The 21,187-nt window shown below is 66.1% G+C and carries 19 protein-coding genes and 1 tRNA gene; 6 read left to right on the top strand and 14 right to left on the bottom strand.

From position 1 onward, the window contains the following. Positions 1 to 15: 15 nt before the first annotated feature. From METLW4_RS0112485 to METLW4_RS0112530, 10 genes are all read right to left on the bottom strand, one after another. Positions 16 to 672 carry a hypothetical protein gene (locus METLW4_RS0112485; protein ID WP_018266553.1) on the bottom strand — a complete coding sequence of 219 codons (657 nt, stop codon included), beginning with the start codon at positions 670 to 672 and terminating at the stop codon, positions 16 to 18. Between the two features lie 97 nt (positions 673 to 769). Continuing rightward, positions 770 to 845 (bottom strand) — tRNA-Val (locus tag METLW4_RS0112490). 174 nt (positions 846 to 1,019) lie between these two features. Continuing rightward, positions 1,020 to 1,304, bottom strand: coding sequence for an HU family DNA-binding protein (locus tag METLW4_RS0112495; protein WP_018266554.1), 285 nt, complete (start codon positions 1,302 to 1,304; stop codon positions 1,020 to 1,022). A gap of 284 nt (positions 1,305 to 1,588) precedes the next feature. Then, positions 1,589 to 4,015 carry an endopeptidase La gene (gene lon / locus METLW4_RS0112500; RefSeq protein WP_018266555.1) on the bottom strand — a complete coding sequence of 809 codons (2,427 nt, stop codon included), beginning with the start codon at positions 4,013 to 4,015 and terminating at the stop codon, positions 1,589 to 1,591. 288 nt (positions 4,016 to 4,303) lie between these two features. Then, positions 4,304 to 5,569 carry an ATP-dependent Clp protease ATP-binding subunit ClpX gene (gene clpX, locus METLW4_RS0112505; protein ID WP_018266556.1) on the bottom strand — a complete coding sequence of 422 codons (1,266 nt, stop codon included), beginning with the start codon at positions 5,567 to 5,569 and terminating at the stop codon, positions 4,304 to 4,306. Between the two features lie 323 nt (positions 5,570 to 5,892). Then, the gene (locus tag METLW4_RS0112510) at positions 5,893 to 7,113 is read right to left on the bottom strand and encodes a 6-phosphofructokinase (protein WP_018266557.1); all 1,221 of its coding nucleotides are present in this window, start codon (positions 7,111 to 7,113) and stop codon (positions 5,893 to 5,895) included. 92 nt (positions 7,114 to 7,205) lie between these two features. Beyond that, the gene (gene secA / locus METLW4_RS0112515) at positions 7,206 to 10,028 is read right to left on the bottom strand and encodes a preprotein translocase subunit SecA (RefSeq protein WP_018266558.1); all 2,823 of its coding nucleotides are present in this window, start codon (positions 10,026 to 10,028) and stop codon (positions 7,206 to 7,208) included. Positions 10,029 to 10,237: 209 nt separating this feature from the next. Next, complete coding sequence (locus METLW4_RS0112520; protein WP_018266559.1) at positions 10,238 to 10,537, bottom strand: type II toxin-antitoxin system RelE/ParE family toxin; 300 nt, start codon at positions 10,535 to 10,537, stop codon at positions 10,238 to 10,240. Beyond that, complete coding sequence (locus tag METLW4_RS0112525) at positions 10,534 to 10,797, bottom strand: type II toxin-antitoxin system ParD family antitoxin (protein ID WP_018266560.1); 264 nt, start codon at positions 10,795 to 10,797, stop codon at positions 10,534 to 10,536. Before METLW4_RS0112525 ends, METLW4_RS0112520 begins: the two co-directional genes overlap by 4 nt. A gap of 56 nt (positions 10,798 to 10,853) precedes the next feature. Next, positions 10,854 to 11,831, bottom strand: a complete 978-nt coding sequence (locus METLW4_RS0112530) for a polysaccharide deacetylase family protein (protein WP_018266561.1) — start codon at positions 11,829 to 11,831, stop codon at positions 10,854 to 10,856. A 70-nt stretch (positions 11,832 to 11,901) separates the two neighbouring features. Between METLW4_RS0112530 and METLW4_RS0112535 the strand changes: the two genes are divergently transcribed. Both METLW4_RS0112535 and METLW4_RS0112540 read left to right on the top strand, forming a co-directional pair. Then, positions 11,902 to 12,330 carry a GNAT family N-acetyltransferase gene (locus tag METLW4_RS0112535; protein WP_018266562.1) on the top strand — a complete coding sequence of 143 codons (429 nt, stop codon included), beginning with the start codon at positions 11,902 to 11,904 and terminating at the stop codon, positions 12,328 to 12,330. A 5-nt stretch (positions 12,331 to 12,335) separates the two neighbouring features. After that, on the top strand, positions 12,336 to 13,319 hold the full coding sequence (locus METLW4_RS0112540) for a zinc-dependent alcohol dehydrogenase family protein (RefSeq protein WP_371212330.1): 984 nt from the start codon (positions 12,336 to 12,338) through the stop codon (positions 13,317 to 13,319). A 3-nt stretch (positions 13,320 to 13,322) separates the two neighbouring features. On the opposite strand, the gene METLW4_RS0112545 is transcribed toward METLW4_RS0112540, so the two are convergent. After that, positions 13,323 to 14,867, bottom strand: a complete 1,545-nt coding sequence (locus tag METLW4_RS0112545) for a bifunctional aminoglycoside phosphotransferase/ATP-binding protein (RefSeq protein WP_018266564.1) — start codon at positions 14,865 to 14,867, stop codon at positions 13,323 to 13,325. 384 nt (positions 14,868 to 15,251) lie between these two features. Here METLW4_RS0112545 and METLW4_RS28550 point away from each other — a divergent pair, with 384 nt between their 5' ends. After that, positions 15,252 to 15,392, top strand: coding sequence for a hypothetical protein (locus tag METLW4_RS28550; RefSeq protein WP_245258448.1), 141 nt, complete (start codon positions 15,252 to 15,254; stop codon positions 15,390 to 15,392). 4 nt (positions 15,393 to 15,396) lie between these two features. On the opposite strand, the gene METLW4_RS0112555 is transcribed toward METLW4_RS28550, so the two are convergent. The 3 genes from METLW4_RS0112555 to METLW4_RS0112565 form a co-directional block, all read right to left on the bottom strand. Beyond that, positions 15,397 to 16,137, bottom strand: coding sequence for a class I SAM-dependent methyltransferase (locus METLW4_RS0112555; RefSeq protein WP_018266566.1), 741 nt, complete (start codon positions 16,135 to 16,137; stop codon positions 15,397 to 15,399). Beyond that, the gene (gene mnmA / locus METLW4_RS0112560) at positions 16,137 to 17,357 is read right to left on the bottom strand and encodes a tRNA 2-thiouridine(34) synthase MnmA (RefSeq protein WP_051079674.1); all 1,221 of its coding nucleotides are present in this window, start codon (positions 17,355 to 17,357) and stop codon (positions 16,137 to 16,139) included. Before mnmA ends, METLW4_RS0112555 begins: the two co-directional genes overlap by 1 nt. 140 nt (positions 17,358 to 17,497) lie before the next feature. Then, positions 17,498 to 18,211 carry a GNAT family N-acetyltransferase gene (locus METLW4_RS0112565; RefSeq protein WP_018266568.1) on the bottom strand — a complete coding sequence of 238 codons (714 nt, stop codon included), beginning with the start codon at positions 18,209 to 18,211 and terminating at the stop codon, positions 17,498 to 17,500. A gap of 180 nt (positions 18,212 to 18,391) precedes the next feature. Between METLW4_RS0112565 and METLW4_RS0112570 the strand changes: the two genes are divergently transcribed. From METLW4_RS0112570 to METLW4_RS0112580, 3 genes are all read left to right on the top strand, one after another. Beyond that, positions 18,392 to 18,604: a hypothetical protein gene (locus METLW4_RS0112570; protein ID WP_018266569.1), complete on the top strand. Its 213-nt coding sequence runs from the start codon at positions 18,392 to 18,394 to the stop codon at positions 18,602 to 18,604. 93 nt (positions 18,605 to 18,697) lie between these two features. Then, the gene (locus tag METLW4_RS0112575) at positions 18,698 to 19,639 is read left to right on the top strand and encodes a ribose-phosphate pyrophosphokinase (protein ID WP_018266570.1); all 942 of its coding nucleotides are present in this window, start codon (positions 18,698 to 18,700) and stop codon (positions 19,637 to 19,639) included. 32 nt (positions 19,640 to 19,671) lie between these two features. Further along, on the top strand, positions 19,672 to 21,180 hold the full coding sequence (locus tag METLW4_RS0112580) for an acyl-CoA synthetase (RefSeq protein ID WP_018266571.1): 1,509 nt from the start codon (positions 19,672 to 19,674) through the stop codon (positions 21,178 to 21,180). Positions 21,181 to 21,187: the final 7 nt, after the last annotated feature.

The following is a 21,187-nucleotide window of genomic DNA, read 5'->3' on the forward strand; positions in this document are numbered from 1 at the left end:
CGCTCGACGGCTCTTTTACAGCTTTGGCGAGCCGAGCCGCCAGCGGGCGATCTCGGCGGCGGAAAGAAGATGGACGCGATCCGGCGAGGTGCGCTCCGCCAGCGCGATGAGATCGCGGCTAACGCCCATGGAATCGCTGTAGCGGGTGAGCGTGCGGCGCATGCCGCCGTCGTCGTAGCGGCGCTCGCGCATCACCTCCCCGCTGGTCGGATCGACGCCATCGACATAATTGAACATGCGATGGACGCCGACGCGGCTCTGGCGCGGGATCACCCGCTTGCGGCCGCCCATCAGCGCATAGACGCAGGCGGAATAGCAGCGGCCGGAAACGAGCGCCCCGCTCGTCGGCTCGACGCGCGCGACGATCACCGCCATGCCCAGCCGGCGCAGCGCCTGGCCGAGCTGCATGGAGGCGAGCACGCGCCCGCCGGGCGAGTCGAGCAGCACAATGCTGCGCAGCTCGGTCTCGTGTCCCTGCTCGCGCAGAAAACCGACAAAGGCGTCGGCCGTGTCCTCGACGATCTCGCCCTCCGCCACGATGACGCGCGGGCAGTGGTCGGCGCAGCGGGCGCTCGCCGTCGTCGCGAGATGGAACGACATCTCCTCGGCGCGGGCCGGAGGCGCCGCGAGCAATGCGGCCAGGGCGAGGAGAAGGACGAAATTTCGGCTCATGCTCTCGGCGCTGCGTCTCTCATCCCTTGCGGCCAACTCCCGCCCTCCCGCGCACCCCGGCGCGGCCGAATGACGGGGCCTCTCCCGGAGCGCGGCGTGGTGGGCGGTGACGGACTCGAACCGCCGACCCTCTCGGTGTAAACGAGACGCTCTACCGACTGAGCTAACCGCCCGCGCGCCGACCGGGATCGACGCCGCATTGTTTACGGGAGGGCGCCCCCTCCGCGCAAGACGCGTCGCGCAGGCGTTTTGAAACGACAATGCCGCCGGCGACGTTCGCGCCCCGGCGGCGAGCCTGGAAATCGGTCGAAAGGGGAGATCGGCGCGACAGGCCAGCCTCGCTCGGCTCACTTGGTCTTGTTGAGCTCCGCTTTGAGCGTGGCGCCGGGCTTGAAGCGGGCGCTCGTGGAAGCGGGGATCTTGATCTCTTCGCCGGTCGCGGGATTACGGCCCTTGCCGGCCGCGCGCTTCTTGACCGAGAAGGTGCCGAAACCGACGAGCCGCACCTCTTCGCCCTTCTTGAGGGCCAAGGTGATGCCGTCGATCACCGCGTCGATGGCGGCGGCGGCGGCGGCCTTCGAGGTTTCGGTCGCCTCGGCGACATGCTCGACCAGTTCCAATTTATTGACCATGGTCTCATCCCTTCTGCTTCCGCCGGGAGCCGGTCGTCGACACGGGCTGAGCGCCGAAAATCGAGCGGCGTCGAATCGTTCGGACCCGGCACAGAGGAGTGATGTGCCGGAATGTCAGCAAAAGCAAGGGTTAGAACAACAGGCAGCGCCGGAATCCCTGGAATTCCGGGCGCCTATGGGCGAGATGATGGGAAAATCCCCGGCGAGCCGGGCTTCGAGCCGCCGAGCCCGAGGACGGCGGCCCCTCCCCCGCGGCGAAGCCGCAGGCGGAGGGGCCGGAGCCTTCAGTGGGCGCGCACGCCGGCCGCGTCGTCCTCGACAACCGTCTTGGCGATCTGAGCCGTAGGCTCCTCCCAGACGATCGGCGTCGGCTGACGCACGAGCGCATGAGCGAGCACCTCGTCCATTCGCGAGACCGGCACGACCTCGAGGCCATTTTTCACCGAGTCGGGAATATCGGCGAGGTCCTTGGCGTTCTCTTCCGGGATCAGCACCTTCTTGAGGCCGCCGCGCAGAGCCGCGAGCAGCTTCTCCTTCAGGCCGCCGATCGGCAGCACGCGGCCGCGCAGCGTGATCTCGCCGGTCATGGCGATGTCGCGGCGCACCGGAATGCCGGTGAGGATCGACACGATCGTCGTCGCCATCGCCGTGCCGGCCGAGGGGCCATCCTTGGGCGTCGCGCCTTCCGGCACATGCACATGGATGTCGCGGCGGTCGAACAAGGGCGGCTCGATGCCGAAATCGACGGCGCGGGAGCGCACGTAAGATGCGGCGGCGGAGATCGACTCCTTCATCACATCCTGCAGATTGCCGGTCACGGTCATCTTGCCCTTGCCGGGCATCATCACGCCTTCGATCGTCAGCAGCTCGCCGCCGACGCCGGTGACGGCGAGGCCGGTGACGACGCCCACCTGATCCTCGAGCTCCGCCTCGCCGTAGCGGAACTTATGCACGCCGAGATAATCGGTGATGTTGTCATTGGTGACATGGACCTTCTTGCCCTTCTCCTTAGAGAGCAGAATTTCCTTCACCGCCTTGCGGGCGAGATTGGAGATCTCACGCTCGAGATTGCGCACGCCGGCTTCCCGCGTGTAGCGGCGCACCAGCGTCAGCAGCGCTTCATCGTCGATCGACCATTCGTCGGCGGCGAGCCCGTGCTTCTTGACCGCATTCGGAATGAGATGCTTGCGCGCGATCTCGGCCTTCTCGTCCTCCGTGTAGCCGGCGATGCGGATGAGCTCCATGCGGTCCATCAGAGGCGCAGGGATGTTCAGCGTGTTCGACGTCGTCACGAACATGACATTGGACAGGTCGTAATCGACCTCGAGATAGTGATCCGCGAAAGTGGCGTTCTGCTCGGGATCGAGCACCTCGAGCAGAGCGGACGACGGATCGCCACGGAAGTCCATGCCCATCTTGTCGATCTCGTCGAGCAGGAAGAGCGGGTTGGACGTCTTCGCCTTGCGCATCGACTGGATGATCTTGCCGGGCATGGAGCCGATATAGGTGCGGCGATGGCCGCGGATCTCCGCCTCGTCGCGCACGCCGCCGAGCGACATGCGCACGAACTCGCGGCCCGTGGCCTTGGCGATCGACTTGCCGAGCGAGGTCTTGCCGACGCCGGGCGGGCCGACGAGGCACAGGATCGGGCCGGTCAGCTTATTGGCGCGGCTCTGCACGGCGAGATATTCGAGAATGCGCTCCTTGACCTTCTCGAGGCCGAAATGATCGGCGTCGAGCACGCTCTGCGCAGCCTCGAGATCGCGCTTGATCTTGGACTTCTTGCCCCAGGGCAACGCCAGCAGCCAGTCGAGATAATTGCGCACCACCGTCGCTTCCGCGGACATGGGCGACATTTGACGCAGCTTCTTGAACTCGGCGACGGCCTTGTCGCGCGCCTCCTTGGAGAGCTTGGTGTTCTTGATGCGCTCCTCGAGCTCGGCGAGATCGTCCTTGCCGTCCTCGTCGCCCAGCTCCTTCTGGATCGCCTTCATCTGCTCGTTGAGATAATACTCGCGCTGCGTCTTCTCCATCTGGCGCTTGACGCGCGTGCGGATGCGCTTCTCCACCTGCAGCACGGAGATTTCGCTCTCCATCAGCGCGAGGCATTTCTCCAGGCGCTTGGCGACGGCGATCGTCTCCAGCACATCCTGCTTCTCGGCGATCTTCACCGAGAGATGCGAGGCGACCGTGTCGGCGAGCTTGGAGAAATCGTCGATCTGCGTGACGGCGGCGGCGATCTCCGGCGAGACCTTCTTGTTGAGCTTCACATAAGAGTCGAACTCGGCGATGACGGAGCGGCCGAGCGCCTCCACCTCGACGGGCTGATCGATCTCGTCGCCGAGCGCCTCGGCGTCGGCCTCGTGATATTCATCGACGCGCGTGTAATTGCGCACCTTGGCGCGGCCGACGCCTTCCACCAGCACTTTGACGGTGCCGTCGGGCAGCTTCAGCAGCTGCAGCACGGAGGCGAGCGTGCCGATGGAGTAGATCGCGTCGGGAGCCGGATCGTCGTCGCCCGCATTCTTCTGCGTCGCGAGCAGAATGAGCCGCTCGGACTTCGTCACCTCTTCCAGCGCGCGGATCGACTTGTCGCGCGCGACGAAGAGCGGAACGATCATATGCGGAAAGACCACTATGTCGCGCAGCGGCAGAACCGGATAACTCTCGATTGCGCCGGGAACGATGGAATTGCGCTTTTCGTTCGTCATATCTTTTTTCCTGTTCCGTTTCGCTCCCCGCCGAGGAGGCGGGGCGAGGCGACGCTCTGACGCAAAGGGACGCTTCTGACGTTAAAGGGACGCTAGCAAGTTCCAGGCCCGACAATCCGGCGGAAATCCGCCTTTCGAGAGACCCGCTCACACGCGAACGGCGTCGAAGGCGATTACGCAACAAATGGGCCTAGCGGCAGAACGATTCAAGATACTGGAAAAACAGACGCATGCGGCAGAAAGGGCGGGAGCTGCGAAAGAAGTCGCGCTCCCGCGCCTAAAAAAGCGTCAGGCGCTGGCGCCGCCGCTCTTTTCGTTACGCTCGGCGTAAATGTAGAGCGGACGCGCCTTGCCCTCGACGACCTCGGGGCCGATGACGACCTGCTCCACGCCCTCGAGGCCCGGCAGCTCGAACATGGTGTCGAGCAGAATGCCCTCCATGATGGAGCGCAGGCCGCGCGCGCCGGTGTGGCGCTCGATCGCCTTGCGGGCGACGGAAGAGAGCGCCTCGTCCTGGAAGGTGAGCTCGGTGCTCTCCATCTCGAACAGCCGCTGATACTGCTTGACCAGCGCATTCTTCGGCTCGGTGAGGATGCGCTTCAGCGCCTCCTCGTCGAGATCCTCGAGCGTGGCGATCACCGGCAGACGGCCGACGAACTCCGGGATGAGGCCGAACTTGAGCAGATCCTCCGGCTGCACATGGCGGAAAATATCGCCGGTGCGGCGCTCGTCCGGCGCCTGGACATTGGCGCCGAAGCCGATGGAGGTGCCACGGCCGCGCGAGGAGATGATCTTCTCGAGGCCGGCGAAGGCGCCGCCGCAGATGAAGAGAATGTTGGTCGTGTCGACCTGCAGAAACTCCTGCTGCGGATGCTTGCGCCCGCCCTGCGGCGGCACGGAGGCGATGGTGCCTTCCATGATCTTCAGCAGCGCCTGCTGCACGCCCTCGCCCGACACATCGCGCGTGATCGACGGATTGTCGGATTTGCGCGAGATCTTGTCGATCTCGTCGACATAGACGATGCCGCGCTGCGCGCGCTCGACATTGTAGTCGGAGGCCTGCAGCAGCTTGAGGATGATGTTCTCGACATCCTCGCCGACATAGCCCGCCTCGGTGAGCGTCGTGGCGTCGGCCATAGTGAAAGGCACATCGAGGATGCGCGCCAGCGTCTGCGCCAGCATCGTCTTGCCGACGCCCGTCGGGCCGATGAGCAAAATGTTGGATTTCGCCAGCTCGACGTCGCCATGCTTGGCGGCGTGATTGAGTCGCTTGTAGTGATTATGCACGGCGACCGACAGCACGCGCTTGGCCTGCGCCTGACCGATCACATAATCGTCGAGAACCTTGCAGATCTCGCGCGGCGTCGGAATGCCGTCGCGCTGCTTGACGATGGACTTGTTCTCCTCGCGGATGATGTCCATGCACAGCTCGACGCATTCGTCGCAGATGAAAACCGTCGGGCCCGCGATGAGCTTGCGCACCTCATGCTGGCTCTTGCCACAAAATGAGCAGTAGAGCGTGTTCTTCGAATCGCTGCTGCCGACCTTGCTCATGTCTCGTCTCCTGACCGATCGGCCCGCTGTGGCGAATCGAACCAACCTCACTCGATATCAGCGAGGGCCTAACAAAAGGTGCAAGCAGGCTCGCCCCGCCGCTCTCCCCCCGTCCCCCAGCCTCCGGCGTCTACCGCGGATGCCAGTCTATAAGTCCCGGCCCGCAATGCAACCACGACGCCCGCATATAAATCAAGCAAGAATCGCGCCTTGGGAAGAGGGCCTGCGCCTTTTCTCGGCGCCTCCCCCTTCTAAAGAGTAAATTCCCTGGAAATCAAGCTCTTGACCCAGGGCGTCGCCGAATGTGCGACGGTCTCGAGACGTTACGTTCTCAGTTTTTTGGCGACAGGATTCAAGCGGAGCCTGTACGCATCCGGCATTCCCGAGCCGAGCAGAGGACGCAGATAAAGCCGGAAGGCGTCAGTGACATCCGTGCCATCCGCTGTCAGAAACTCCGCCGGCATCACCTTGGTCTTGCCGGCGACCTCCACGAGCGGCGTGAGCCGATAATCCACAGAGTAGAATCCCGTGCGGTGAATCGTCACGGAGCCGTCGCGATCGCCCCATAGCGCGAACTGCACCGCCTTCTCGCCCACCTCGCGCGCCTCGCGCTGATCGACATCGGAGACGCAGCCGACGAAGCTGCGCTGCACATAGCCGAAAGTGTCTGCGCGCACGCGCTTCAAGCCGAGCTTCGTCTTGACGAGCTCGGTCAGCATATCGGCGAGAGCGCCGCCGCCCAGATGCACATTGCCATGCGCGTCCTTCTCCACCTGCTCGGCGAGCTTGACCGCGATCGGCGTATGGTTCTCGTCGGAGATTCCTTCGGATACCGCGACGACGCAACGCCCATATTTATCCATCGTCGCTTTGACGTCGGCGAGAAAACGCTCCGTGTCGAAGGCGCGCTCGGGCACATAGATGAGATGCGGTCCGTCGTCCGGGAATTTCTTGCCGAGCGCGGAAGCCGCTGTGAGAAAGCCGGCATGGCGGCCCATGACCACGGCGATATAGACGCCGGGCAGCGCCCAATTGTCGAGATTGGCGCCGGCGAAGGCCTGCGCGACCCAGCGCGCCGCGGAGGGAAAGCCGGGCGTGTGGTCGTTGATCATCAGATCATTGTCGATCGTCTTCGGAATATGGACGACGCGCAGCGGATAATCGGCCTTGATCGCCTCCTCGGAAACGATGCGCACCGTGTCGGAGCTGTCGTTTCCGCCGATATAGAAAAAGCAGCCGATCTCATGCGCGCGCAGCACCTCGAATATCTCGTGGCAATATTTGAGATCGGGCTTGTCGCGCGTCGAGCCCAGCGCCGAGGAGGGCGTGCAGGCGACCATCTCGAGATTATGCGTCGTCTCCTGCGTCAGATCGACGAAATCCTCATTCACGATTCCGCGCACGCCATGATAGGCGCCATAGATGCGATCCACCACGCGGAACTTGCGCGACTCGAGCACGGCGCCGACGAGAGACTGATTGATGACGGCGGTCGGTCCGCCGCCTTGCGCGATGAGGACCTTGGAGAAATCGATCTTCGACACGAGGAATGCTCCGAGAGAGAGTCGTCAGTCGTGAGTGACGAGCGGCGACGAGCGAGCGTGAGAAACGCCGCTCGCCACGCCCGTCGCGTTTCTCACACCAATGCGCCGTGGCAGTGCTTGAACTTCTTGCCCGAGCCGCAAGGGCAGGCCTCGTTGCGGCCGACCTTGCCCCAGGTCGCGGGATTGGCGGGATCGCGCGCGGCCTCGGCCTCCGCCGCGCCGCCGCTCGTCGCCTGCGACGAAAAATCTGCGGCGGCGAGCCGGGCGTTGAGCTCGGCGAGCGCGTCTCCGCCGCCGCCCGCGGCGTTGGGGTCGGGATGCACATATTCCATGGGCGGCAATTCGGCCGGAGCCGGCGGCGCCTCGAAGGAGACCTCGACGCGCATCAGCTGCGAGGTGACGGTCTCGTCCCAATGCGTCATCAGGCTGCGGAACAGCTCCAGCGCCTCGGACTTGTATTCGTTGAGCGGATCGCGCTGCGCCAGGCCGCGCCAGCCGATCACCTGACGAAGATGGTCGAGCACGACGAGATGGTCGCGCCACAGATGATCGAGCGCCTGCAGCACCACCTGCTTCTCGATCATGCGCGAGAGCTGCTCGGTGTTGCGCTCGACGCGCTCGGCGTAGGACTGGTTCGCCGCGGCGAGCAGGCGCTCCTTGATCTCCTCGTCGGCGATGCCTTCTTCCTTCGCCCAATCCTCGATCGGCAGATCGAGATTGAGCTGCGCGCGCGCCGCCTCGGAGAGGCCTTCGACGTCCCAGGCCTCGGCGTAGGCGTCATGCGGAATATGCTTGGCGACGAGCTCGACGACCACGTCCTCGCGCATCTCGTTCACCGTCTCCTCGACGCTCTCCTCCGCCATGATCTCGCGCCGGCGCTCGAAGATCACCTTGCGCTGGTCGTTCATGACATTGTCGAACTTGAGGATGTTCTTGCGAATGTCGAAGTTGCGCGCCTCGACCTTGTGCTGCGCCTTCTCCAGCGCCTTGTTGATCCAGGGATGGACGATCGCCTCGCCCTCCTGCAGGCCGAGCTTCACCAGCATCGACTCCATGCGCTCGGAGCCGAAGATGCGCATGAGATCGTCCTGCAGCGACAGGAAGAATTTCGAGCGGCCGGGATCGCCCTGACGGCCCGAGCGGCCGCGCAGCTGATTGTCGATGCGGCGGCTCTCGTGACGCTCCGTGCCGATGATGTAGAGGCCGCCGGCGGTGAGCGCCTTCTCCTTGAAATCGGCGATCTCGGCGCGAATCTCGGCCTCCTTCGCCTCGCGGGCGGCGCCCTCGAGCCCGGCGCATTCCTGCGAGACGCGCATCTCTATATTGCCGCCGAGCTGAATGTCGGTGCCGCGGCCGGCCATATTGGTGGCGATGGTGATCGCGCCCGGCACGCCGGCCTCGGCGACGATATAGGCCTCCTGCTCGTGGAAGCGCGCATTGAGCACGGCGAACTGCCGCGACGGCTGGCCGCTGCGCGCCGCCTCATAGAGCTTGGCGAGCGCCTTCGCCGGCTCGGAGAAGTCGATCTGCTTATAGCCCTTGGAGAGCAGGAATTCGGCGAGCTGCTCGGATTTCTCGATCGACGTCGTGCCGACGAGCAGCGGCTGCATCTTGGCGTTCGCCGCCTCGATCTCGCTCGCGATGGCGTCGAGCTTCTCGCGGCCGGTGCGATAGACCTCGTCGTCCTCGTCGATGCGCTGCACCGGGCGATTGGTCGGAATCTCGACCACGTCGAGCTTGTAGATCTCGGCGAACTCGTCGGCCTCCGTCGAGGCCGTGCCGGTCATGCCGGCGAGCTTCTCATAGAGGCGGAAATAATTCTGGAAGGTGATGGAGGCGAGGGTCACGTTCTCCGGCTGGACGGTCTGGCGCTCCTTGGCCTCGAGCGCCTGATGCAGCCCTTCCGAATAGCGCCGGCCCGGCATCATGCGGCCAGTGAACTCGTCGATGATGACGACCTCGCCCTTGCGGACGATGTAATCCTTGTCGCGCTGAAACAGCTTGTGCGCGCGCAAGCCCTGATTGACGTGGTGAACGAGCGTGACGTTCTGCGCCTCGTAGAGCGCGCCGTCGGCGAGCACGCCGGCCTCGGCCAGCAGCTCCTCCATATGCTCATTGCCGGCCTCCGTCAGATTGACGGTGCGCTGCTTCTCGTCGAGCTCGTAATCTTCCTTGTCGAGCTTGGGGATCAGCTTGTCGATGGCGTTGTAGAGATCGGATTTGTCGTCCGAATGGCCGGAGATGATGAGCGGCGTGCGCGCCTCGTCGATGAGGATCGAATCCACCTCGTCGACGATGGCGTAGACATGCGGGCGCTGCACCATCTGCGCCAGCTCATACTTCATATTGTCGCGCAGATAATCGAAGCCGAACTCGTTGTTGGTGCCATAGGTGATGTCGCTGGCGTAGGCTTCGGCGCGGTCCTCGTCGGAAATATCATGGACGATGACGCCGACGCTGAGGCCGAGGAAGCGATAGACCCGGCCCATCCATTCGGCGTCGCGGCGGGCGAGATAGTCGTTGACGGTGACGACATGAACGCCGCGGCCGGGCAGCGCGTTGAGATAGACGGCGAGCGTCGCGACCAGCGTCTTGCCCTCGCCGGTGCGCATCTCGGCGATGGCGCCCTCGTGCAGGACCATGCCGCCGATCAGCTGGACGTCGAAATGCCTCTGGCCGAGCACGCGCTTGGCCGCCTCGCGGACAGTGGCGAAGGCCGGGACCAGCAGATCGTCGAGTCGCGCGCCATTGGCGAGCTTTTCGCGGAACTCGGCGGTGCGCCCACGCAGCGCCTCATCGGACAAAGCCGCGAGCTCGGGCTCCAAAGCGTTGATCGCCTTGACCTTCGGCTGATAGGTCTTGAGCCGGCGGTCGTTGGCCGAGCCGAAAATCTTCTTGGCGAGAGCGCCGAGCATGCGCAAACCTTTCTAGATGAGCCTCCGGCGATGAGCCGGCGGAGGCCGCCTTTTCGCACATGTTCCTTTCGATTTGCCAATTTCTTTTCGAAAGGTCGGCGGGCGCGGCCGCGCGCTCGCGCTCACGGCTGCGGCGCGACGACGGGCGAGAGATAAGAGGCGGCCGAACCCTTGTCAATGTAAGGGGAAGCTTACCCGAGAGGGCGGGATCAGCGCTTCGGAAACAGCAACGACTCATAGTCCCTGGCGCCCCAGAGGACATGCAGGACGAACACCGTCTCGTCCAAGACTTGGTAGAAAATCAAATAATTGCCATGGACCAAGCGGCGAATGCCGCTCGCTTCTCGTCCGGGGAGAAGAGGATAGGCCAGAGGCGTCGCCGGCAATGCGCGGCAGCGCGCTTCGAGCTCTTCGACGAAGGTAAACGCACGCGTAGGGTTATCGCGCGCGATAAAATCGCCGATGTGGAGAAGATCGGCGCGGGCCTCGGCCGAGAAGACGAGCTTCATTCCTGGCGAGGAGCCGCTCGGCCGCCATAGCGGGCGCGAAGCTCGGCGAAAACCTCGTCGGCGGAATGCGTGCGACCGGCTCGCACGTCGGCGAGGCCGCGCTGCAACGCGGCGTCCAGCTTCGCCATCCGGTCTTCGCGCTCTTGAAGCAGCCGGACGCCTTCGCGGATCACCTCGCTCTTGGAACGATAGCGGCCGCTCGACACCAGAAGATCGATAGCGCTCTCCAGGTCCCGCTCGAGCGAAAGGTTGCTGGGCATGGCATGTCTCCTCGCCGATGATTATGACAAAGCGCGAGAGGCTTTGCAAAACGCGCTCACTCCGGCGCCTCCTCTATCCGCCGGAACGGCTGCGGCAAACGGCCCTGATCCAGCAGTCTCGAGAACAAGCGCAGCCCCGCCGGCTCATTGCCATTGGGATGCACCAGCACGATGGAGCCGTCCCGCGGCGGCGGCGACAGCACCAGCCAGGCGTCCGCGCCGAGCGCGATGAGATGGCGGCGGCGCAGCTCCTCCATCAGCCCCGCATCGGCGACGAGGCCGGGAAAGCGAAAAAACACCGAGGGCGTCGCGCCGCGCTCGATCAGCAGCCGCTCCACCCGGAAAATCTCGGAGTCGAGATCGACGCCCGGCCGCAGCAGATAATTCTGCGCATCGGCGAGGCGGGGAACATAAGGGTGGCTGTAGGAATGGCCGACCCAGTCGATTCGCAGCGCCCCATTCGCCGCCTCGCCCATCAGCCAGTCGAAATCCGCGCCATGGCGCTCGATCCACAGCCCCGACACGGACAACGCGACCGGCGCGCCGGGGGTCCGCTCGGCCAATCGGCGCAGAAATTCGCGGTCGAGCGGGCGGCGGCTCGGACAGAGATCGCCGGTCAGAAAGGAGCCCGCTCCCGCCCCATGAGCGAGGCCAGCGCTGATCGACAGGCTTCGCCCGGCGGCGGCGAGGCGCGGCTCGTCGGGGTCGCCCGGCCGCGGCCGCAAGGCGTGCAAAAAGCGCGTGTCCTTCTGCTCCGCCTCGGTCGTCTCGAGGCAGCGCCAGACGCTCTCCGTCTCGAGGCGCGTCTCCAGCGTCGCCGGATCGACCGTCAGCACGACCGTCTCGCCATCGAGCCGCATGCGGCGAATGGCGAGACGCTTCTCGCCCTCCGGCCCATGGCATTCGAGAAAGACAGGCCGATAATCCACGAGGCGGCGCGCCGCCTCCCGCCCCCGAGCCGCCGGGACGATTGCGAGAATTACGGCGAGCGCCCAGAATAAAGCCGCGGCGCGCCTTTGCGGGAGATGGTCCATGATCGAAAAAGCTCCTCCCGAGAAACTGCCTGCCGAGAAACCGCCTGCCGACAAACCGCTGGCAGAAACCATGCCCGCCGCGGAGACGCTCGCCGTCGTCTTCCACGATCTCGCCCGCGAGAGCCCGGCCGTCGCGGCGGCGCTCGGCGGCGAGATCGCCGCGCGCTTCCGCCCGCGCGACGAGGCGCCCTTCTCCACCATCGCCCATGACGAGAAAGGCGCGCTGATCGGCGGGCTCAACGGCGTCTCGCATTGGCGTTGGCTCTACATAAGGCACTTATGGGTCGCGCCGGAGAGTCGCGGCATGGGGCTCGGGACCGCTCTGCTGCGCCGCGCCGAGTCCGAAGCCCGCGCGCGCGCCTGCCTCGGCCTCTACATCGACAGCTTCGATCCACGCGCGGCGGCGCTCTATGAGCGTTTCGGCTTCACGCGCTTCGGCGAGATCGCCGACTTTCCGCCCGGCCACAGCCGCATGTTCTTCTCTAAGAGGATCGCATGACGGACATGACCGCCATGGTCCTGCGGCGGCCGGGAACGCCGCTCGCAGTCGAGCGCCGCCCCCTGCCCCGCCCCGGCTCCGGCGAATTGCTGCTCGCTGTCGAGGCCTGCGGCGTCTGCCGCACCGATCTCCATGTCGTCGACGGCGAGCTCGAGCATCCGAGGCTGCCGATCGTTCCCGGCCATGAGATCGTCGGCCGCGTGGCGGCGATCGGCGCGGGCGTCACGGGCTTTTCTGTTGGAGAACGCGTCGGCGTCCCCTGGCTCGGCCACACTTGCGGCTGCTGCCCCTATTGCTCTAGCGGCCGCGAAAATCTCTGCGACGATCCGCTCTTCACCGGCTATACGCGCGACGGCGGCTACGCCACGCATACGGTCGCCGACGCCTCCTATTGCTTCCCTCTGCCGTCCGATGGCGATGCCGCGGCTCTTGCGCCGCTGCTCTGCGCCGGCCTCATCGGCTGGCGCGCGCTGAAGATGGCGGGCGAGGCGCGCGACATCGGCATTTACGGCTTCGGCGCCGCGGCGCATATCATCGCGCAAGTCGCGATCGCGCGAGGACAGCGCATCTTCGCCTTCGTGCGCCCCGGCGATGTGGCGGCGCGTGAATTCGCGCTCTCGCTCGGCGCCGTCTGGGCCGGCGGCTCCGACGAGGCGCCGCCGGAAAAGCTCGACGCCGCCATCATCTTCGCGCCTGTCGGCGCGCTGGTTCCGCGCGCGCTCGCCGCAGTGCGCAAGGGTGGGACCGTCGTCTGCGGCGGCATTCACATGAGCGACATTCCCGCTTTTCCCTATGCGCGGCTGTGGGAGGAGCGTCGTCTCGTCTCCGTCGCCAATCTCACGCGCGAGGACGCACGCGAATTTCTGGCGCTCGCGCCACAGGTTGGAATCGACACGCATGTCGTGCGCTATCCGCTCACCGCAGCCAATGAAGCGCTCGCGGATTTGCGGGACGGGCGTCTGCAGGGCGCGGCGGTGCTGATTCCGTGAGGCCTACTCCCTCTCCTGCAAAGCGGGAGAGGGCTGCAAGAGAGGCAGTCGCGCGGCGATCTCCTGCGCGATGACGCCCACCTCGCGCACAGCGTCGATGCGCGTCCATCGCATTTCGCCGAGATCGTAATTGCGCTGCCGCGCCGCTATCTCCTGCGTCGCGTCCGACACATCGCCCTTGCGCGCGCCGACGCGCGAGACACGAAGCGGCCCATCGGCTTCGAGCCAAAATCCCGCGAAAGCAACGCCCGCACGCTTCTCCGCCGCTTCCAGCGCGTCACGCTCGCTCTCGCGCGCATAAACGGCGTCGACGATGACGCACCAGCCGAAAGAGGCGACGCGCGACGCCTCATTCTGCATCGCCTCATAGATCTCGGCGGAGACCGCCGCCGTATAGGCCTCCTGCGGCAGCGGCGCGGTCGGCGCGACGCCGAACAGCTTCTTGCGCAGCCGATCGCTATTGAGCGTTCGCGCGCCCGGCGCGGCGCCGACGAGCGGCGCCAAAGCCGCCGCGACGCTGGACTTGCCGGAGCCGCTGAGCCCGCCGATCGCGACGACGCGCGGCGTCGCGGGACTCAGCAGCGCGCGCGCGAGATCGAAATAATCGCGCGTCTCCGCATTCAGCGCGGCGTGATCGGCGTCGGCGTCCAGCGCGCGCGCGGCGGCGACATCGGCGCGGATCGCGGCGCGCAGCGCCATGAAGAAGGGCAGCAGCGGCAGCCCCTCCGCCTCGTCGCGATGATCGAGATAGCGATTGAGCGCGAAAGCGGCGAGCGCATCCAGCCCGCGCCGGCGCAGATCCATCAGCAGAAAGGCGAGATCGTAGAGCACATCGACCGTCGCCAGCGCGTCGGAAAATTCGATGCAATCGAAAGGCGTCGGCTCGCCGTCGACGAGGCAGATATTGCGCAGCGTGAGATCGCCATGGCAGCGCCGCACCTTGCCGGCGTCGCGCCGACGATCGAGCAGCGCGCCATGCGTCTGCGCCGCAGCGCGCAGCTCATCGGCCAGCGCGCGACGCTCCTGCGCCGAGACGACCGACGATTTGGCGAGCGAGCTCGCGTCGCCGAGATCGAGCAGCGAGGCCATCGCCGAAGCGCCGCCGCGCCCTTCGATCACTTCCGCGCCATCGTGAAATTGCGCGATGCGCTCGGCGAGGCGCTCGATCAGCGGCGCAGAGAGACGGCCGGCGAGCGCGAGATTATCGAGCAGATTGTCTTCCTCGAAGCGTCGCATCTCGACCACGGCGTCGATGAGCGCGCCATCGCCGTCGAATGAGAGAGCGCCGTCGTCGCCACGGGTGATGCGACGCGCGGAGAGATAGAGCTGCGGCGCCGTGCGGCGATTGAGCGCATATTCGCGCTCGCACATTGCGAGGCGAATTTGCGGCGTGTGAAAATCGAGATAGGGAAAGACGACGTCGCGCTTGAGCTTATAGACGCGCTCTTTCGTCAGCACGACGATCGAGATGTGCGTGACGATGGTCTGCGCATCCTCGCCCTGCGCCATGAGAAAGCGAACCGTCTCGTTCTGCGCGCCGAATGTCATGAGCTTCCCTCGATGTGACGAGCCGGACTCTCGCAGAACGCGCGCACCTTCTCCCACTCGTGGGAGAAGGTGGCCCCGCGAAGCGGGGGTGGATGAGGGCTCACGACCCTATGCGAGTCATTTGTCATTTTCGCCGCCATTCGCAGCGCGCCCTCGTCCGACCCGGCTTCGTCGGGCCGCCTTGTAACTTGAGCGCCGCGAATCCGACTATAGTCGGATTCGCGGCGGCGAACGAAGGAAGAGCGTCGCTCGATAGTCTCGACGGCCACAGCGTCGAGAAGCCGCCGGTCTGGCGCGCGAAGGAGGAAGTCTCGGCCGCGGCGATCGAGGAAGTGATCGCCGCGCAGTTCGCCGCCGAAATGAAGAAGATAAGGAATCGCCAAAATGCGGATGGCCGAGATGATGGAGACGAGCCGCGCTCAGATCGACCGGCTGCTCGATCCGAAGAACGACAGCGCCACGCTCGACACTCTGGCGCGTGAGGCGAAGGTCGTCGGCCGGCGCTTGCGCCTCGAGCTGGCGTGACCGCTCAAGCGTGCTCGACGGGCCGACGATGCTCGTCATAAGGCCGGCGGGAATGCTCGCCCCAGCGGGCGAGCCGTTCGATGCGCGTCAGCGTGAACAGGCCGAAGGGCGGCAGCACGCGGCGCTCGGTGAGGCGCATGTCGGTGCGCGAGTCGATCCAATCGCCGACGATCGACCAGGGAAATTGCGGGCGCCATCCGAGCGTCACGGAAAAGCTCTCGCCGATGAGCTGCTCCAGCGCCGACATCGGCCAATCCGGCGAGCTGACATGATTGACTAGCACGATCTCGCCGCCCGGCCGCACCACCCGCGCGAGCTCGTCCAGCGTCTCCTCCGGGTCCGGCACCACGGTCAGCAGATAGGGCGCAACCACGCAGGCGAAGCTGGCGTCGCAGAAGGCGAGGCGGCTCGCGTCCATGCGGGCGAGGCCGGCGACATTCTTCAGCCCCTCGCGAGCGACGCGGGCGGAGGCGCGCTGCAGCATGTGCTCGGAGAGATCGACGCCGACGACCCGCGCTCTGTCGCGGAACATGGGCAGCTCGAGGCCAGTGCCGACCCCGACGTCCAATATGCGCCCATCGGCGCGCGAGGCGATGGTCGCCACGGCGCGCCGGCCCGGGCCGAGCATATGGGAGAAGACGAGATCATAGACGGGCGCCCAGCGGGCGTAGGCGGCCTCTATCGCCTGGCGATCGAGGCCGCGCTCGAAAAAGCTGAACCCGGAAACGCCACGCGCATCGCTCATCACGCACTCCGATCGAGCTCGAGCGCCGGCTCCGGCGCGGGGGGCTCCGCCTCGGCATGCGCGATGAAGCCGCCGCCGAGCACGCGGCCGCGCGTGTCGTCGCGCTCATAGAAGACGCAAGCCTGGCCCGGCGAGACGCCGAACTCGCCGGTCTCGAAAACGACCTCCGCTCCGCCGCCCGGCAGCGGCCGCAGCAGCGCCGGCGTCGGCGGACGGGTGGAGCGCACGCGCGCGGAGATCGGCAGGCCCTCGGCCGGCAGAGCCGAAAGATCGCCCGCGCCGATCCAATTCACGTCGCGCAGGGCGATTCGGCGCGTCTCCAGCGCCTCGCGGGGGCCGACGACGACCTGCGCCTTGGCGGCGTCGAGCCGCACCACGAAGAGCGGCTCGGCCGCGCGGCCGGAGACGGCGGCGCCGAGGCCGAGGCCGCGCCGCTGGCCGATGGTGTAATGGATGACGCCGGCATGGCGGCCGAGCACGCGCCCATCGACATGGACGATGTCGCCGGGCACAGCGGCGCCGGGCGACAGGCGCTCGACCAGATCGGTGTAATGGCCGCTCGGAACGAAGCAAATGTCCTGGCTGTCCGGCTTCTCGGCGATGTCGAGGCCGAAGCGCCGGGCCAGATCGCGCACCTCGGATTTGGCGTACTCGCCGAGCGGAAAGCGCAGCATATCGAGCTGCGCGCGCGTCGTGGCGAAGAGAAAATAGCTCTGATCGCGCGCGGCGTCGAAGGCGCGATAGAGCGCGCGGCCGCCGGAGCCGTCCTCGCGCGAGGCGATGTAATGGCCGGTGGCGAGCGCGTCGGCGCCAAGGTCCTTGGCGGTCTCGAAAAGATCGACGAATTTCACGAATTGATTGCAGGCGACGCAGGGGACCGGCGTCTCGCCGCTGGCGTAGCTCTGCGCGAAATTGTCGATGACGGTCTCGCGGAAGCGGCTCTCATAGTCGAGCACGTAATGCGGAATGCCGAGCCGCGCCGCCACCTGGCGCGCGTCTTGAATGTCCTGGCCGGCGCAGCAGGCGCCCTTGCGATGCGTGGCCTCGCCATGATCGTAGAGCTGCAGCGTGACGCCCACGACGTCATAGCCTTCCTCGCGCAGCAGAGCGGCGACCACGCTGGAGTCGACGCCGCCGGACATGGCCACGACGACGCGCGTCTCGCCCGGCGGCTTGGGCAGATCGAGGCTGTTGAGTAGGCTGGCGCCGGCCGTCGTCATTGTCTTTGGACCGTCCGAAGAGCGTTGCGCGAGAACCGCCGGCGGAAACTTCAAATCCGCGCGAACGTCTCGCAATTCATTGTAAACCATCATCCGTTCGGCGAGGCAATCCGTCCGAGCCTGGCTCGGCCGCGCCGCCGTCAGTCCCTATCTGCCGCGCGGGCCTGCCCGTTCAAGGCCGAAAGCGGCGTTTTCTGGCGGCCCGAGGCGTCGAAATTGCCGGGTTCGAGAAAAGCCTCGAAGGCGGCTCGGCGCGCCGGCCATTCGCTGTCCAGCATGGAAAACCAGGCGGTGTCGCGATTGCGGCCCTTGACGATCATATGCTGGCGGAAGAGCCCTTCCGGCGAGAAGCCGAGCCGTAGCGCCGCCGCCTTGGATTTCTCATTGGCGTTGTCGCATTTCCAAACATAGCGGCGGCAGCCGAGCGTCTCGAAGGCGTGGGCGGCGAATAAATATTGCGCCTCGGTCGCCGCGGCGCTGCGCTGCAGAGTCGGGGAATAGAGCACGCCGCCCACTTCGACGGCTCGATTGGCCGGCTCGATGTTCATATAGGATTGGAAGCCGACAGCGCGGCCGTCGCCGTCGAGCGCGGCGAACCAGACGGCGTCGGTCGCGGCCTCCATTCTCTCGACGGCGGCGCGGAAGGCGGCGCGGTCGGGGAAAGGGCCGATGAAGAGATAGCGCCACAGCGCCTCGCGCTCCTCGGCGCGGGGCTGCTCATGCGTCGCCGCATAGAGATCGTCGGCATGGGCCGCCGCGAGCGGGACGAGTGTCGTCAACCTGCCGGCGAGGCGTGCGCGCGTGGGGGCGACGAAGGGCGTCGAGAGCTGGGCCGAGGACTGCAGTTGTGACATTTTTGTCTCAGGGTCGCAAGTTTTTGTCTCAGAGCGGAAAGAAGGCGGCTCCGTCGCTTTTATCTCATCGCAGTGGCATGGAACATGCCCTAGCTTCATCATCGGAAAGGTTGCGGCCGGCCCCCGCGAGAGCGGGGACGGCGAGCTCGGAGATTTGACCTCGAGCGCGGGAGAAAGCCTATGCTCTATTCGGTGATGATCCTCGTCTGCTCGCTGAAGCTCTCGCCGAGCGATTGCCGCCCGGAGACGGCGATAGACGTCGTGCTGGGGCCGAAGGCGGCGAGCCAGGCGCAATGCGGCTTCCTCGGACAGGCGACGATCGCCCGCACGACGCTCGCGCCACGCGAGGGGCAGGAGTATCTCAAGATCGTCTGCCGCCGCGGCGAGGCGTGACGAGAGAGCAGTGTCATATTGCTGCCGTATTGTCCGACGGCCGCATCGCTGCTAAGAGGCCGCCGTGTCACTGGTGAGGGTCGAGGCGTATCGATGGCGGCGATGAAAATTCTCGCAGGCAACTCTAATCGCGCGCTCGCCGAGACGATCGCAGCCTATGTCAACGTGCCTTTGTGCCGGGCGCAGGTGCGGCGCTTCGCCGATATGGAGGTCTTCGTCGAGATTCAGGAGAATGTGCGCGGACAGGACACTTTCGTCGTCCAGTCGACCTCCGCGCCGTCGAACGATCATCTGATGGAGCTGCTCATCATGATCGACGCGCTGCGCCGCGCGTCGGCGCGCCGCATCACTGCGGTCATCCCCTATTTCGGCTATGCGCGGCAGGACCGCAAAGGCACCTCGCGCACGCCGATCTCGGCCAAGCTCGTCGCCAATCTCATCACCCGCGCGGGCGCCGACCGCGTGCTGACCGTCGATCTCCACGCCGGGCAGATTCAGGGCTTCTTCGACATTCCGACCGACAATCTCTTCGCGGCGCCGGTCATGGTGGCGGACATAAAATCGCACGCCAAAGTGCCCAACGCCATGGTCGTCTCGCCGGACACGGGCGGCGTGGTGCGCGCCCGCGCTCTCGCCAAGCGCATCGACGCGCCGCTGGCCATTGTCGACAAGCGCCGCGAGCGCGCCGGCGAATCGGAGGTGATGAACATCATCGGCGACGTCACCGGCCGCAATTGCATTCTCGTCGACGATATCGTCGATTCGGGCGGCACTCTGTGCAACGCCGCCGAGGCGCTGCTGGCGCAGGGCGCGACCTCGGTCTCCGCCTATATCACCCATGGCGTGCTCTCCGGCGCGGCGGCCGAGCGCGTCGCCGCCTCCAAGCTGAAAGAGCTGGTGCTGACCGACACGATCGCGGCGACGCCCGCCGTGCAGGGCGCGCGCAACATCCGCTTCATCCCGATCGGTCCGCTGATCGGCGAGGCCATCGCCCGCACGGCGCGCGAGGAGAGCGTGTCGAGCCTGTTCGACTGACGGGCGCGCGCTCTCGAGAGTCTAGTGAGCACATGATCGAGCCCGTTCCCGCCCGCTTCAATCTCGCCCGCTATTGCATCGCCGATCACGCGCGCATTCATCCCGACAAGACGGCGATCGTCATCGTCGGCGACGAGAGCGAGACGAGCTGGACCTATGGCGCGCTCGATCGCGACGTGCGCACGCTCGCCGCCGGCTTTCGCGATCTCGGCCTTTCGCCCGGCGCGCGGGTGATGATTCGCATGGGCAATGAGGCGGGCGCGGTCCTCTCCTATTTCGCCGCCATCGCCGCCGGCTATGTCGCGCTGCTCGCCTCCTCGCAGCTCACTTTCGAGGAGGCCTCCTTCCTGCTGGAAGATTGCGGCGCGACCGCGCTGGTGCTCGGCCGTGATTTCGAGGGCGAAGCGCATTCGCGCGCCGGCGTCTTCGTCTTGCGCGGCGAGGATCTCGCGCGGCTGACGAAAGGCGCGCCGCTGGACGATTACGCCGACACCGCGGCCGACGATCCCGCCTATCTCGTCTACACCTCCGGCACGACGAGCCGGCCCAAGGGCGTGCTGCATGCGCATCGCGCCGCCTGGGCGCGGCGGCCCATGTATTCGCATTGGCAGGGGCTCACAGCCGACGATGTGATGCTGCACGCCGGCGCGATGAACTGGACTTATACGCTCGGCGTCGGCGTGGTCGATCCGCTCGCCAATGGCGCCGCGGCGGTGCTCTACAACGGCCGTCCCGATCCGCAAGTCTGGCCGCGACTCATCGCGCGCCATCGCGCGACCATCTTCGCCGCTGTGCCCGGCGTCTATCGCCAGATTCTCAAATATGCAGCGCTGGAGACGCATGATCTCTCGAGCCTGCGGCATGGACTCACCGCCGGCGCCGCTCTGTCGCCGAGCCTGCTCGAGGAATGGCGCGCGCGCGCCAAGACCGAGCTCTATGAGGCCTTCGGCATGAGCGAGATTTCGACCTTCATTTCCAGCGCGCCGAGCGTGCCGGTGCGGCCGGGCTCGCCGGGCCGCCCGCAGCCGGGGCGCTTCGTCGCCGCTCTGCCGCGCGAGGATGGCGCCGAGCCGCTCGGCCGCGGCGAGACCGGCGTGCTCGCCGTGCGCCGCGACGAGCCGGGCTTGATGCTGCGCTATTGGAATCGGCCGGATGAAGAGAGAGAAGCCTTTCGCGGCGACTGGTTCGTCTCCGGCGATCTCGTCGAGTTCGACGCCGACGGCTATATGTGGCACCACGGCCGCGCCGATGAGGTGATGAACGCGCTCGGCTATCGCGTCTCGCCGGCGGAAGTAGAGAAATGCCTGCTGGCGCATCCGCTCATCGCCGACGCCGCTGTCGCGGAGCGTCCGGGCCGCGACGATCAGACGATCATCAAAGCCTATGTGATCTTGCGCGATGGCGCGACGCTGGGCGAGGAGGATATCCTCGCCCATTGCGCGGATCATCTCGCGGCCTATAAGCGGCCGCGACAGATCGCTTTTCTCGATTCGCTGCCGCGCAATCGCAACGGCAAGCTGTTGCGCGCGGCTTTGCCCTGAGCCATTT

The organism is Methylosinus sp. LW4 (assembly GCF_000379125.1).
GTDB lineage: Bacteria > Pseudomonadota > Alphaproteobacteria > Rhizobiales > Beijerinckiaceae > Methylosinus.

Coding starts and splice junctions, on each gene's coding strand:
- METLW4_RS0112565 (WP_018266568.1), bottom strand. CDS start 18,211: ATGTCACAACTGCAGTCCTCGGCCCAGCTCTCGACGCCCTTCGTCGCC.
- lon (WP_018266555.1), bottom strand. CDS start 4,015: ATGACGAACGAAAAGCGCAATTCCATCGTTCCCGGCGCAATCGAGAGT.
- METLW4_RS0112580 (WP_018266571.1), top strand. CDS start 19,672: ATGATCGAGCCCGTTCCCGCCCGCTTCAATCTCGCCCGCTATTGCATC.
- METLW4_RS0112570 (WP_018266569.1), top strand. CDS start 18,392: ATGCTCTATTCGGTGATGATCCTCGTCTGCTCGCTGAAGCTCTCGCCG.
- METLW4_RS0112545 (WP_018266564.1), bottom strand. CDS start 14,867: ATGACATTCGGCGCGCAGAACGAGACGGTTCGCTTTCTCATGGCGCAG.
- METLW4_RS0112535 (WP_018266562.1), top strand. CDS start 11,902: ATGCCCGCCGCGGAGACGCTCGCCGTCGTCTTCCACGATCTCGCCCGC.
- METLW4_RS0112540 (WP_371212330.1), top strand. CDS start 12,336: ATGACCGCCATGGTCCTGCGGCGGCCGGGAACGCCGCTCGCAGTCGAG.
- METLW4_RS0112520 (WP_018266559.1), bottom strand. CDS start 10,537: ATGAAGCTCGTCTTCTCGGCCGAGGCCCGCGCCGATCTTCTCCACATC.
- METLW4_RS0112485 (WP_018266553.1), bottom strand. CDS start 672: ATGAGCCGAAATTTCGTCCTTCTCCTCGCCCTGGCCGCATTGCTCGCG.
- METLW4_RS28550 (WP_245258448.1), top strand. CDS start 15,252: ATGCGGATGGCCGAGATGATGGAGACGAGCCGCGCTCAGATCGACCGG.
- clpX (WP_018266556.1), bottom strand. CDS start 5,569: ATGAGCAAGGTCGGCAGCAGCGATTCGAAGAACACGCTCTACTGCTCA.
- METLW4_RS0112555 (WP_018266566.1), bottom strand. CDS start 16,137: ATGAGCGATGCGCGTGGCGTTTCCGGGTTCAGCTTTTTCGAGCGCGGC.
- secA (WP_018266558.1), bottom strand. CDS start 10,028: ATGCTCGGCGCTCTCGCCAAGAAGATTTTCGGCTCGGCCAACGACCGC.
- METLW4_RS0112575 (WP_018266570.1), top strand. CDS start 18,698: ATGGCGGCGATGAAAATTCTCGCAGGCAACTCTAATCGCGCGCTCGCC.
- METLW4_RS0112525 (WP_018266560.1), bottom strand. CDS start 10,797: ATGCCCAGCAACCTTTCGCTCGAGCGGGACCTGGAGAGCGCTATCGAT.
- METLW4_RS0112530 (WP_018266561.1), bottom strand. CDS start 11,831: ATGGACCATCTCCCGCAAAGGCGCGCCGCGGCTTTATTCTGGGCGCTC.
- METLW4_RS0112495 (WP_018266554.1), bottom strand. CDS start 1,304: ATGGTCAATAAATTGGAACTGGTCGAGCATGTCGCCGAGGCGACCGAA.
- mnmA (WP_051079674.1), bottom strand. CDS start 17,357: ATGACGACGGCCGGCGCCAGCCTACTCAACAGCCTCGATCTGCCCAAG.